This window comes from Bradyrhizobium oligotrophicum (assembly GCF_051168495.1).
Lineage (GTDB): Bacteria > Pseudomonadota > Alphaproteobacteria > Rhizobiales > Xanthobacteraceae > Bradyrhizobium > Bradyrhizobium oligotrophicum_A.
Map to the genome: position 1 here is coordinate 205,930 of NZ_JBNPVB010000013.1, position 12,989 is coordinate 218,918.

The 12,989-nt window shown below is 62.5% G+C and carries 10 protein-coding genes and 1 tRNA gene; 3 read left to right on the forward strand and 8 right to left on the reverse strand.

Annotation, left to right across the window (positions count from 1 at the left end):
- Positions 1 to 1,371, forward strand: a complete 1,371-nt coding sequence (der, locus tag ACQR1B_RS23975; protein ID WP_434834027.1) for a ribosome biogenesis GTPase Der — start codon at positions 1 to 3, stop codon at positions 1,369 to 1,371.
- Here the strand turns inward: der and ACQR1B_RS23980 are convergent.
- A complete protein-coding gene (locus ACQR1B_RS23980) occupies positions 1,260 to 2,396 on the reverse strand; it encodes an acyltransferase family protein (protein WP_434871371.1) in 1,137 nt (378 codons plus the stop codon). The two genes, der and ACQR1B_RS23980, sit on opposite strands and share 112 nt — an antisense overlap.
- A 179-nt stretch (positions 2,397 to 2,575) precedes the next feature.
- Positions 2,576 to 4,042 (reverse strand): helix-turn-helix domain-containing protein, encoded by a 1,467-nt coding sequence (locus tag ACQR1B_RS23985; protein ID WP_434834029.1) that lies wholly within the window; start codon positions 4,040 to 4,042, stop codon positions 2,576 to 2,578.
- Positions 4,043 to 4,185: 143 nt separating this feature from the next.
- Here ACQR1B_RS23985 and ACQR1B_RS23990 point away from each other — a divergent pair, with 143 nt between their 5' ends.
- Entirely contained in the window at positions 4,186 to 5,823 is a 1,638-nt protein-coding gene (locus ACQR1B_RS23990; RefSeq protein ID WP_434834030.1) for an isocitrate lyase, read from the forward strand.
- Between the two features lie 387 nt (positions 5,824 to 6,210).
- Here the strand turns inward: ACQR1B_RS23990 and ACQR1B_RS23995 are convergent, their stop codons facing one another.
- Positions 6,211 to 6,822: a LysE family translocator gene (locus ACQR1B_RS23995; protein ID WP_434834031.1), complete on the reverse strand. Its 612-nt coding sequence runs from the start codon at positions 6,820 to 6,822 to the stop codon at positions 6,211 to 6,213.
- Between the two features lie 1,127 nt (positions 6,823 to 7,949).
- On the opposite strand from ACQR1B_RS23995, the gene ACQR1B_RS24000 reads away from it, so the two are divergent.
- Entirely contained in the window at positions 7,950 to 8,507 is a 558-nt protein-coding gene (locus tag ACQR1B_RS24000) for a hypothetical protein (RefSeq protein WP_434834032.1), read from the forward strand.
- Between the two features lie 179 nt (positions 8,508 to 8,686).
- Here the strand turns inward: ACQR1B_RS24000 and ACQR1B_RS24005 are convergent, their stop codons facing one another.
- The 5 genes from ACQR1B_RS24005 to ACQR1B_RS24025 form a co-directional block, all read right to left on the reverse strand.
- The gene (locus ACQR1B_RS24005; protein ID WP_434834033.1) at positions 8,687 to 9,811 is read right to left on the reverse strand and encodes a DNA methyltransferase; all 1,125 of its coding nucleotides are present in this window, start codon (positions 9,809 to 9,811) and stop codon (positions 8,687 to 8,689) included.
- A 3-nt stretch (positions 9,812 to 9,814) separates the two neighbouring features.
- Entirely contained in the window at positions 9,815 to 10,687 is an 873-nt protein-coding gene (locus ACQR1B_RS24010) for an SIR2 family protein (RefSeq protein WP_434834034.1), read from the reverse strand.
- Positions 10,684 to 11,745, reverse strand: coding sequence for a ParA family protein (locus ACQR1B_RS24015; protein WP_434834035.1), 1,062 nt, complete (start codon positions 11,743 to 11,745; stop codon positions 10,684 to 10,686). Before ACQR1B_RS24015 ends, ACQR1B_RS24010 begins: the two co-directional genes overlap by 4 nt.
- A 247-nt stretch (positions 11,746 to 11,992) precedes the next feature.
- Positions 11,993 to 12,424 (reverse strand): metallophosphoesterase, encoded by a 432-nt coding sequence (locus ACQR1B_RS24020; RefSeq protein WP_434834036.1) that lies wholly within the window; start codon positions 12,422 to 12,424, stop codon positions 11,993 to 11,995.
- A gap of 161 nt (positions 12,425 to 12,585) precedes the next feature.
- Positions 12,586 to 12,661: transfer RNA gene (locus ACQR1B_RS24025), tRNA-Lys, on the reverse strand.
- Between the last annotated feature and the right edge of the window lie 328 nt (positions 12,662 to 12,989).

The window sequence follows — 12,989 nt, forward strand, 5'->3', positions numbered from 1 at the left end:
ATGTCCTTCACCTTCGCCATCATCGGCCGGCCCAATGTCGGCAAATCGACCCTGTTCAACCGCCTGGTTGGGCAGAAGCTGGCGCTCGTCGACGACATGCCGGGCGTCACCCGCGACCGCCGCGAGGGCGAGGCGAAGCTGTTCGATCTCAATTTCACGATCATCGACACCGCTGGTCTCGACGAGGGCCCCAAGGGCTCGCTGACCGCGCGGATGCAGGAGCAGACCGAGACCGCGATCGCGCTTGCGGATGCGCTGTTCTTCGTCATCGATGCCCGCATCGGCCTGACGCCGGCCGACCGCGCCTTCGCCGATTTTGCCCGCCGCGCCGACAAGCCGGTGCTGCTGCTCGCCAACAAGAGCGAGGGCAAGCATGGCGAGCTTGGCGCGATGGAATCCTACGCGCTCGGCCTCGGCGACCCCATCCAGATTTCCGCCGAGCACGGTGAGGGCATGGGCGAGCTTTACGACGCCGTCAGTGTGTTGGTGCCGCCCACCGAGGACGAGGACGACGAGCACGAGGAGACCGACGAGGAGCGCGCCACACGCCCGATCCGCGTCGCCATCGTCGGCCGTCCCAATGCCGGCAAGTCGACCCTGATCAATCACCTGCTCGGCGAGGAGCGTCTGCTGACCAGCCCCGAGGCCGGCACCACGCGCGATTCGATCGCGGTCGAGATCGAATGGAAGGGCCGCGGCTTTCGTATCTTCGACACTGCGGGGCTGCGGCGGCGCTCGCGGATCGAGGAGAAGCTGGAGAAGCTCTCGGTCGCCGACGCGCTGCGGGCGGTGCGGTTCGCCGAGGTGGTGGTGCTGATGATGGATGCGCAGAACCGCTTCGAGGAGCAGGATCTGCGCATCGCCGACCTGATCGAGCGCGAGGGGCGGGCGCTGGTGATCGCGGTCAACAAATGGGACCTGATGGAGGCCCAGCCCGGCCAGATCGCAGGCCTGCGCCGGGATGCCGACCATTGGCTGCCGCAGGTCGCTGGCGCGCCGATCGTCGCGGTGTCGGGCCTGATGGGCGAGGGCATCGACCGGCTGATGCAGGCGATCGTCGAGTCCTACGCCATCTGGAACAAGCGGGTGTCGACCGCCGCGCTGAACCGCTGGTTCGAGGAGGCCATCGCCAACAATCCGCCGCCGGCGGTGTCCGGCCGCCGCCTCAAGCTCAACTACATCACCCAGACGAAGGCGCGGCCGCCGAGCTTCGTACTGTTCTGCTCGCGCGCCGACGCGATTCCGCAATCCTATCTGCGTTACCTCGTCAACTCGATGCGCGAGACCTTCGAACTGCCGGGCACGCCGGTGCGCATCACCCTGCGCGAGAAGGCGAACCCGTTCGCCCACAAGCGCAAGCGGCCGAACTGATCGGCAACCCGCGGGCTCAAGCCCGTCCCGGGCGACAGGCGCAGCGGCTTGTCGACCCAGTGATAGGCGAGCATCGCCGCACCGAGCGCGATGACGACATGGGTCACGCCCCAGTTCAAGTTTGGATAGACCCTGAACAATGAGCCGGCGACGGCGAACAGCACCGGATAGTGCAAGATGTAGAGCGGGAAGCTGATCTCGCCGAGATAGTCGAACACCGCGGCGGTCCGGCCGCCGACATCGCCGATCCGGTAGAACACCACGACCAGCGTGCCGATCCAGGCGACGCAGTTCACGGCCGCCGATCCGAAGTTCCTGACGTCGAAGAAGCGCGCCTGCGTCGCCACCGCGGCCAGCCCCGCGATGCCGAGCAGGACCAGATAGCGCCGGTCCCGCGGCTGCTTGTAGGCGACCCAGCCGGCGAGCCACGCCCACAGCATCACGATGGCGGTCAGCCAATAGGAGTTGCGGCCGGCGACGTATTCGTTGCGGAACAAGGGCCAGGCCACGAAGAACAGCCCGGAGGCGATCATGATCGCTGGAATGTGCGGGCGGCCCTCGAGCTTTTTGAACGGCGGCGCGAGCAGATAGTAGACCGCCTCGATCGACAGCGACCAGGCCGGGTAGAGGAAGGAGATCATGATCGGCAGGAACGCCTCGAGCAGCAGCATGCAGCCAATGAACTGCCAGGCGGTCGGCGGCTCGGACGGAACGAGGTAGCCGCCGGATGCGCCGAGCACGGACCAGGCGACCCAGCCGATCACGACTGCCAGCGCGTTGAGCGGAAAGATCCGCAGGAAGCGGCGGCGGAGATAGCCATCGGGGCGGGTCGCGATCGAGTGGTGGATGCTGAAGCCGGAAATGACGAAGAAGCACATCACCGCCATCAGGCCGCTCTTGGTCAGCACCGGGATCGCGCGCTCGGCCGGCCCGACATTGTAGGTGTGGTCAAACAGCACCCACATCGCCAGCAGAAACCGGATGCCGCCGAGCACCGGCCAGAATCCACGATGCGGCTCGTTCATGACGCGACCATCGCCGACGGCCGGGCGCAACGCGCGCCGGTTGAAGACCGTCAGCCCCATTCATGAACAGTAATGATCTGAAACAGATTGTAGCGGTATAATGATACGTCTTTACCTCCATCGACGGCCGATGTGCTCCTTTCGACCCCATGTGTGCCATGTCGGTCACATCATCCCCCTCAATCCGCCGAAAAGCCGAACGGGATCGACGACGTCCTGAAGTCGTCGGGCAGGATCTCGCGGCCGATCGGGGGCGCCGAGCGGGCGGCGCATTTCGGGCGGTGGCAGACGCGGCAGGCGGTGCCGATCGGGGTCGGCGCGTCGGCATCGGGGCCGTGGCCATCGCGGGTGTAGATCAATTGGGCCGCATGCTCGGCGGCGCAGCCGACCGCAATGGCGCGCTCGACGCGGACGGCGCCATAGGAGCCGCCGCCGGCGGTCACGGTGCGCGCAATCGAGAAGAAGCGGCGGCCATCCGGCAGCTCCAGCCATTGCGTGACGATCTGGCGCGGCGTCTTGAAGATGCCGTGCACCGACCATAGCGGGCAGGCACCGCCGTGCCGTGCGAACGGGAAGCCGGCGCCATCGAGCAGCTTCGAGATGTTGCCGGCGGGATCGACGCGGATCAGGAAGAACGGAATCTTCTCGGCGCCCGGCTTCTGCAGCGTCGTCACACGGTGTGCCGTCTGCTCGAAGCTGGTGCCGAACTGCCGCGCCAGCGCTTCGAGATCGTAGGCCCTGGCGTCGACGGCTTTGGCGAAGATCGAATAGGGCATGATGATCGCCGCCGCCGCATAGGCCGCGAGCGCGCGGCGCGCCAGCAGCTCGGCGGTCTTGCTGGCGAACTTACCGTCCTCCAGCGCCGCGCTGATCTCGTTGTCGAGCTCGAGGTAAGCGAGCTGCCGCGCCAGCTCGAACTTCAGGCTCGCGCTGTCGAGCGAATCCTCGATCAGCAATTGCCGCCGGTGCAAGTCGAGCCGCCGCAGCGAGCCGAGCATCACGTTCGGCGGCATGTAGCGGACCTGGAGTTTGTGCTTCTCGCGAAAGCGCTCGATGAAGCCGGCGGGGCTCGCCACGACCTGGGGCGAGCCGGTCGCAGCGCCTGTAAAGACCGCCTGCGCCAGCCGCTCCGCGGCATCGTCGAGCCCCGCAAAATTGTTGCGGCGGGCGGCGAGGAAGCGGCGGACGTCGGCGACGGGATCGTTGGCGTCGAATCCGTCGGGCAGCGGCGTGCCGCCGGAGATCGAAGGCGCCCGCTCGGCGAGTGCCAGCTGCTCCTCACGATAGGCGGTGTAGAGCCGCAGGAAGGCCTCGGCCATGCCGGGGTAGCTGACGGCGAGGTCGGAAATCTCCAGCGCGGGGATGTCGATGTCCGAGAACATCGGGTCCTTCAGCACCGACTGCATCCGCGCGGTATGATCGGCACCGCCGTCGCCGGCGAGATCGGCGAGGTCGATCTTGTAGGTCCGGGCCAGCCGCAGCAGCATGTCGGCCGTCACCGGCCTCTGGTTGCGCTCCAGGAGCGCCACGTAAGGCGCTGATATTTCGAGGTCTGCGGCCATGTCGGCCTGGGTCAGGCCGAGCTCGCGGCGCAGACGGCGCAGGCGCGGGCCCATGAAGATCGAGCGGGCAGTGGCGGTGGTCATGGCCAAATCCGGTTTTGTAATCTCCTTACAGCTATACACGAGAATATTGTAAAGTGTGACAAGTTTTCCGCGCTACGTCTGGTCCAGGGACAACGGCTGCTTACAACAGGTCCCAGGTTGTCCTTAACCGAGGGATCACGGACATGAATTTCCAACCGCGTGGATTGAGCGACCAGGCCATCCAGGGACCCGCGTCCTACCAGGCCGAGATCGAAGCGGCGCGTGCGCTGCTGGAGACCAACCCGACCTGGAACGGCGTGACCGCCGAGGCCGTGGCGCGGATGCGGCTGCAGAACCGCTTCAAGACCGGCCTCGACGTCGCGCGCTACACCGCCGCGGTGATGCGCGCCGACATGGCCGCCTATGACGAAGACAGCACCAAGTACACCCAGTCGCTGGGCTGCTGGCACGGCTTCATCGCGCAGCAGAAGCTGATCTCGATCAAGAAGCACTTCGGCCGCACCGACCGCCGCTACCTCTATCTCTCCGGCTGGATGATCGCGGCGCTGCGTTCCGAATTCGGCCCGCTGCCGGACCAGTCGATGCACGAGAAGACCTCGGTGCCCGCGCTGATCGAGGAGCTCTACACCTTCCTGCGCCAGGCGGACTCGCGCGAGCTCAACGACATCTTCCGCAGTCTCGATGCGGCCCGCAAGGCCGGCGAGACGACGAAGGAGAAGGAGCTGATCGCCAAGATCGACGGCTTCCAGACCCACGTCGTCCCTGTCATCGCCGACATCGACGCCGGCTTCGGCAATGCGGAGGCGACCTATCTGCTCGCCAAGAAGATGATCGAGGCGGGCGCCTGCGCGCTGCAGATCGAGAACCAGGTCTCGGACGAGAAGCAGTGCGGCCATCAGGACGGCAAGGTCACCGTGCCGCATGACGTCTTTCTGGCCAAGATCCGCGCCTGCCGCCACGCCTTCCTGGAGCTCGGCGTCGAGGACGGCATCATCGTCACCCGCACCGACTCGCTCGGCGCCGGTCTCACGCAGCAGATCGCGTTCTCCAGCCAGCCCGGCGATCTCGGCGATCAGTACAACAGCTTCCTCGATTGCGAGGAAGTCACGCCCGCGAACGCCCGCAACGGCGACGTCATCATCAACCGTGACGGCAAGATGCTGCGTCCGAAGCGGCTGCCCTCCAACCTCTACCAGTTCCGTCCCGGCACCGGCGAGGACCGCTGCGTGCTCGACTGCATCACCTCGCTGCAGAACGGCGCCGACCTGCTGTGGATCGAGACCGAGAAGCCGCATATCGAGCAGATCGCCAAGATGGTCGACCGCATCCGCAAGGTGATCCCGAACGCCAAGCTCGCCTACAACAACTCGCCGTCGTTCAACTGGACCCTCAACTTCCGTTGGCAGGTCTATGACGCGATGAAGGAGGCGGGCCAGGACGTCAGCAGGTACAACCGCGCCGAACTGATGAAGGCGGAGTACGACGACACCCCGCTGGCGAAGGAAGCCGACGAGCGCATCCGCACCTTCCAGGCGGATTCGGCCAAGCGCGCCGGCATCTTCCACCACCTCATCACCTTGCCGACCTACCACACCGCCGCGCTCTCGACCGACAACCTCGCCCGCGAATATTTTGGCGAGCAGGGCATGCTGGGCTACGTCAAGAACGTCCAGCGCGCCGAAATCCGCCAGGGCATCGCCTGCGTCAAGCACCAGAACATGGCCGGCTCCGACATCGGCGACGACCACAAGGAATATTTTGCGGGCGAGAAGGCGCTGAAGGCCGGCGGCGCGCACAACACGATGAATCAGTTCGGCTGAGCTCTGCCGGGTGAACTGCTGAACTGATGAGACCCGTCTGGAGCGGCAGCGCTCCAGACGGGTTTTTCTTTTGCTTAGACGCTTCGATCCGCAACTCGCTTTCCAATCGATGAGCGCGCTGCTCATGGCCAATCTGCAACTCCGGCTTCGGACCTCAACCCTCTCCATGAACACGCCTCTTGGCGTGTTCATGGTCCGGTGTGCAGTGCCGCCTTGGCTTTTGACCCTCATGGTGAGGAGCGCCGCCCTTGCGGCGCGTCTCGAACCATGAGGCCACAGTAGGGGGCCTCGCCCTTCGAGACGCCCGCCTGCGGCGGGCTCCTCAGGGTGAGGGGCAAAGGCCGTATTCCTGTCGCCATCAGCCTTCACCAGCCTGACTGGACTCTCTCACCGCTCACTCACCGCCAGCCGTGCACCCAGCAGCGCGAAGCCGCCGGCAAACGCTCGGCGCAGCCAGGCCATGACGCGGGGCCGGCTGACGACGCGATCGCGCACGGCTGCTGCAAACAGCCCGTAGACCACGAACACCGCGAACGTCATCGCCATGAACGTCGCCGACAGCTCCAGCATCATCGCGAGCGGATGCGACTCATCCGGTGCAATGAACTGCGGCAGGAAGGCGAGGAAGAAGATCGACAGTTTTGGATTGAGGATGTTGATCAGGAAGCCGGTCAGCACCACGCGCCCGGCCGAGCGCGCCTCGTTCTTCGTCTCCACCGAGAGCGCGCCGCGCTCCCCGAGCGTCTGCCAGGCCATGTACAGAAGATACGCGACGCCGCAATATTTCAGCGCGGCAAACGCCAGCGCGCTGGTGTGCAGCACCGCGGCAAGTCCCACGATTGCAGCCAGCATCGCCGGGATGATGCCGAGCGTACAGCCGAACGCCGCGGCGACGCTCATCCGCGCGCCCTTGGTCAGCGCCACGGCGAGTGTGTAGAGCACGCCGGTGCCGGGCGAGGCCACCACGATCAGCGAGGTCAGCAGAAAGGCAAACGACATCAGCGGGCTCCCAAATTCGTGGCCGCATAGCGGCCGGCGGGTCTCACATCGAACGCCAGCATTCCACACGGCGCCGGCGGACGATAGCCGTGAACAGGTTCACGCATCGGCGATCAGGACACGCGATGATGCTGGCACCGGCACAACCATGCGCTGACAACGGAGGGCAGGGGCGCGTTCAACCATCGTCGCGACGCATGGTGCGTCCGAGCTTTGCTGGTCGTCTCGCCCCCCATCAAACAGAGGGCGCGGGGAATGCCGGGCTGCAGGCCGCAACCCATGGCCCGCCTGCAGAAGAAAAGCAGGCGGCAGTCACCACAGGTTCAGCCGACATCCGGCATTCCCCGCGCGATGGTCTTCACGCTTATACGCGATCTCCCCGGTGTCCGGCTTGATAGCCACCGTCGCCCTCGGGGTCATCATCCCCAAAGGCTTGGCGCCAGCTTCGGGGCGCCAGGACCACGCGATTTCACGTCCGCATCAGGCCGTTCGTCCGCGCGCTTCACGCACGCTGCGACCCAGCTGCGGCCACCGCTCCCCGCGCCCAACGTCCGTGACGATCGCGATCCGCCCCTCTCGAGGAGCACGGGATGGCGGCAGTCAATCATGATTTTCGGAAAAAGGGAAGACGAAAATTTTTCAGAACAGGACTGGACAGGGGTGATCGCGTTGAGCGCGTTGGCGAAATAAAATCTTCGGCGCATACGGCGGTGCCGCCGCCGAGACCTTTGCCGGGCGCGCTCAGGGCCGCCACGTCGGAGGCTCCAGCTGGACTTGCCGCAAGCACTCGGCCTCGGGTCGTCCGCGCGATTGGCAATCCTCATATTTGGCTGACAGGAGCAGGACCATCAGGACAGCGATCAGCGCCATGCACGCGAGTGCAAGACGATTGTCCGCCTTCATCGATGATCCTTTCAGCAGTTCGGCCCGCGCCCAACTATCACACGGGTCCGAAGCGCCGCCAGAACAGCTTCGACGCTAAGGCGGGACGGTTGCGACTGTGTCCTGCCCGCAACGTCATCGGTTTTTGATAGTCGCTCCATTCCCCCCGAGGTTGCGGCTATTGTTCCCCCGGTCGGCCCCTGCTACCGCTGATTACCGACAGTAGGGGTACTGTGGGGGCTCAAATGAATAGTTTGCGTCGGGTGGCCAGCGGGCTGGCCATCGTGGGAGCGGCGTGTCTTGGCGGCTGTGCTGCGCCGTTGGCGGTCAACAACGTGACCGACATCAGGTCGACGACGGGCAGCCGAGGGATCGACGTCTACGAACAGAAGCGTCGGACCGACCCGAGCGCGCCCGACTTCGCGGGTGACCAGCTCGTGGAAGTGCGGACGTTCCACAATCCCGAACAGAGCGGCGAGGTCGAGATGGCCGGGGCCTCCTGCTCATTGGAAGCCTCCGGTTTCACCGCCACCATGACCAGCCCCGCCAAGGTGCGCGTGCCGCTCTATCGCGGACAATCGAGCACGCTGGCCGTGACCTGCCAGAAGCCTGGCTATCAGAAGCGGATGATCACGGTCGCGCCCTTCGATTCGACGCGCCAGGCGCGTCTGGCCAGCGGCGTCAATGGCGGCATCCTTGGTGCGGTCATCGTGGCAGGCATCGATGCCGCCGCCGACAACACGAAGAACGACTGGCGTTATCCGGTGGCGAAGGTCGTGTTGGAGGCCGATGCCCCGCGGTAGGTGAGGGACGGGTCTCTTGTTACTTGGGCCGCCCGGCCGGAGGCAGTCCTCGGGCCTGCCGCGACTACGGTGCACTAAAGTCGTCGACGGGGCTACGTTCAATTTAGTGCACTGGCACCGTAACCCACCGCCCAGGTTTGCGGCGAGCGGGTGCCACAGCACCCCTAGCCGCCGGAACATCACTCTTTTCTGAGAACAAGAACCAGCTCCCGTTTTGTAGCCGCTCCAGTCTTCCGAGATCGCCTAATGTCAGGTATTTCATCGCGAATTACACGCTCTACTCGTAAGCCAGGATATTCAGTAGTCAGTTGAGCAAGCATGCGTTCAGCGGGATGTGTCTTTATACGCTTGCGAAGTACAGTCTCACCGACGACAAGAACGCAATGGCCACCCTTGCGCAGATACTTCAAGGCGTTGCTTGCGAAAGCAGAAGTGATGGCGTCAGACTGCATCTGCCGATCAGTGGGCTCTGGTGAATAATCGACCGTCGATCGATCTAAGAACCACATTCGAAGCCGGTTATCTCGAACGTAGTCCAGCGCGTTCATATACGGCGGACTCGTGATTATAGCGTCTACCTCGTAGTCGAGTTTGAGATCAGCGACACCGATCCGCGCGACTCTTAGGACCTTGGAACGATTGATGCTCCCGCCATGCTTATAAGCGCGAGCAAGTTTAGCCACCAATCGAGGAGCTAGGTCGCGCTCGGCATACATTTCCGGAAATTCCTCCTTTGGGAACTTGCGGTCGCGAAGGTATGGTACAAGGTGACTGCTAGGATACGACAAGAAGCCAGGTCGCTGATGGTGCAAAATGCTCAGTAGGCACGCAAGCAAAAACTGGTCATCCTTCTCGATGCATTCATCCGCGAAGCGCAGCGCGCTCTGAAGGGTTTTGGGATGAAAGAACTTTCGGACCCATAGAGGTATCGTTCTTTGGTCGTACCGGGAGCGCCTTTGCGAAGCGAGCAGCCGTTGGGCGAGCTGCTCGTTAGCCGCCTCCAAGGATGGCGGCGCCTCCAACTTCGCGCGGGTTAATGTGATGGCATAAGGATTGGTGTCAAATGCCAGCGTTCGACGCCCGAGCATCACGGATTCGAGCGGAATTGTTCCTGAGCCTGAGAAGCAGTCGAGCACGACGTCTCCCGGCGAAGTGAACTGTCCGAGTAGCTCGCGTGCAATTAAAGGCTTCAGCTTGCCGATATAAGGCGCTAGTTGATGCAAGCAAGAATAGTCAATGCCCTGCGAGGATGCTTGCCACCGGCGAGGCGCGCGCTGCGCTACAGAAGAGAGGCGTCCGAGCATTCTCTACCATCCCGCAGTGGCCGCGAGGTGTTCGCGAGCCAGCTCAACCTTGCTGACGAGTCCCGCAACCGAGTCTGCGAGTTCCTTGTGATTGTGTGCCGGGTCGTACATCAAGGCCTTAAGATTCATCGTCTCCTCCAAGACGCGCAGAATTCCTTTTCGGGCGGAGTTTTCGGGCATAGCTATGTAATGAGGGCGAGCGCCTTCAAAGCGATAGGCGTGATCCTCAAGCAGAAGTTGCATGTCGGGGTCGCGCATAGAAGCGCCAAGAAACACAAATGTGTGGGTCACAAACAGGCCGCGAAGAAGTTGATAGAAATGCCCACAATCTCTGCGTGCGACGGCGTATTGACTTCGCGTAAAGATGGTGTCGTCCGGCGCATCTATAGTTCCGTGCACCTTTATAACTACACGATCAAGTCGTCGAAACACATCGGCCACGTCTTTATCGTAGTAGTTCTTTACGATGATCGTGTTGTTTTGGAGCTGATTGGCCCGGTTTTCATATAGCTTATCGAAGTTCGATGTCATCACGAGTCGAGAGTCGACGCGACTCAAGTCATCGTGGATTTTTGCGTGTCGATACCCATTTCCGGAGAACTCCTGCAGCATCTCCGTCTTAAACGTAGATGGCGATAGATATTTCCGAGCGAGCTCGCACGCGGTTAGCAGATCCGAGTCTTCGATGCATTGCACAACCTCTGCGGCTTCCCCCGCATCGGGTATGCGAGACGCAAGGTGCTTCAAGAAGTCCATCCATTCTCTTGGATGAACTCCGTGCTCATTTTGAGCGTTGCGAGAAACGCCTGCGCCCAGGAATAGGACAGACCGGCGCGCGGCAATATCTCTAACTAAGTCTTCCGGCCAGTCAATCATGCTCGCATTTCCGCAGTGCGCCGGAGATTGCGCATTAAGGACGTAGTAAGATTGCCAATGAATTCTTGATATTGACGCTGCTGTTGGTACTGCCCTCCTGAGAGGCCCTCACGGCTTGTCAGCTTGTGGATGGGTGTGTGCGCTGTCTGGGCAAGTGGGACTAGACTAAACATGTGCGGCACGTCACCAAGGCGGGTTTCGTCAATTGTTAGGCGAGGAGCAACAAATGGGCCTAAGCTCGATGCAATCTGACTAGGAATCTTTGTGAGTATTGCCTCGTACGCGCCAGTTGCCCGTTTTTCCTCACGAATAGTTTTTGTGATGTACTGCTGCACGGTGTAACCGACGAAGCGAGCCATAAGGCCAGAAGATGCTCGTACTTCACGAGAGTATTCCGTGAGAGTGGTTTCGTGCCTGGATATTACTTGGGCGTAGGCCTGATCGTAATAGTTACGCCATTGGGCTATCCAGTCAGCAATGTTTTCGATGCCGATCAGACTAAAGATGTCACAGCCCATTGGAGCGAGAAAATAGTCAACGCCGATGAGGATAGATCGATTCAAGGCTCCCAGGCTCGGGCCCACGTCAAAGACAATGAGGTCGTATTCGGATTTTAGATGACTCAAAAGCTGGGTATTCCAGTTGGAAACACGAGCGCCACCGAGGTCGGCGCCCATAAACTGTGTCCAAGCAGTGCTGAGCCGATCCTCGAGCAAAGCGACGTGGGGATGACCGGGTATTACGGAAATGCCGAATTTATTGGTGTCCGATCCCGCTATGCGGTGCGTGGCCTTCAGGGAAGCGTCACCCTTGAGTAGGGGGCCCAGCACCTGTTTGAGCGTGTCCATTTCAGGCAGCCCGGCAGGAGCGTCGTAGAGTCGCTCTGTTGTCTCGTCGGGCAATACCAATTGAGTAGCGTTGCACTGGGGATCCCCATCAATGAGCAGTACATTGAGGTTCTCCGTCTCAGCGATGTAGGAGGCTACATTGCATGCCAGGGTGGTTTTGCCGACACCTCCCTTGTTGTTGAAGAAGCAGAGGCTGCCAAGAGTAGGCATTGACTGAGGCTCCGAGGGCCCGATGCGATTCGTCGATCTTGTCGCTTCGACTATGGTATACAAGTGGTTGTGCCGTGACTGTAGCGTATTCTGTGATCTGTGGGATCTCAATCCACTAATCGTTTGCTGTGCGGCACGTCGTTCTCCCCCCCCCTGTAGGTGTCTCACACGTCGGCTTGGAGCGTATTCGTGGTGGCGGGGCGCAGAATTGGGAGTCTAAGAAGCTGGCAAGGTGCCGTGGGCCGCATCAGGATTGATGCTCAGGCTCCCTGCGTCTCGGCAGCATCGCCAGCCGGGCCTTGATCTCTTCGATCGGCACCGGCGTGAAATCCCAGCAATCGACGCCGACGTCGCAGCACTGGCTGTCGCCGGGCAGGCGGCCGTGGCTGTGGCCGTAGAGGTGGAGCGCGCCGTGGTGCGACTTCGACCAGACGCGCAGGCCGTAGTGGCAAAGCGTCAGGTGGGTCCCGTCGGGGAGCGTGATGTTGCGCAGGCTCTCGATGCTGGCCCAGAGATGCCGGGCGGCCTGGACGCGTCTGGAGTGATCGTGATTTCCGAGCGTCAGGTGCATCTGGCCGTTGAGGCGACGCAGGTAAGGCGCGTGATCGGCGAAGGCGAAATCGCCGAGGTCTTGGACGATGTCGCCGGGCCTGACAACCTTGTTGTGGCGCTCGATCATGATCTCGTCCATCTCGGCGACGGAGGAGAACGGGCGTTTCGCCAGCTCGATGATGCGGGCGTGGCCGAAATGGCGGTCGGCCGTGAAGAAGATGTTGATGGTTGGTCGTCTCCGTGGTCCTCCGCCTCGAGCGGGGAAACATGGTTGGTCGGGGGGATGGGTGGTGAGCGCGCCGGGACTCGAACCCGGGACCCCATGATTAAAAGTCACGTGCTCTACCGGCTGAGCTACGCGCTCGCTTCCAGGGAAGCGGTGTGACGGCTGACCGTCACTGTCCGGATCGTCGGCAGGTGACCATCAGAACGCTTGCGGCGGGGCTGTGGTTCACTGCGGGTCGCGGGAACGGGGCGGTGAAACCCCGGCCTTGGGCCGCATGCTGACGTGGCGCTGTGTAGGGGGTGGGTGCGGTCCGGTCAATAGGGGGCGGGGGTGAAACCACAGGGGCGGTCGGGCGGATGCCGCATCAGCAAGGCCTCGGGGTCGAGACGCGCCGCCTTCAGGCAGCGCTCTTCACGACGTGGGATCATGGCGGACGCGTCAGCGGCCCGACGAAACGCAATTTGAG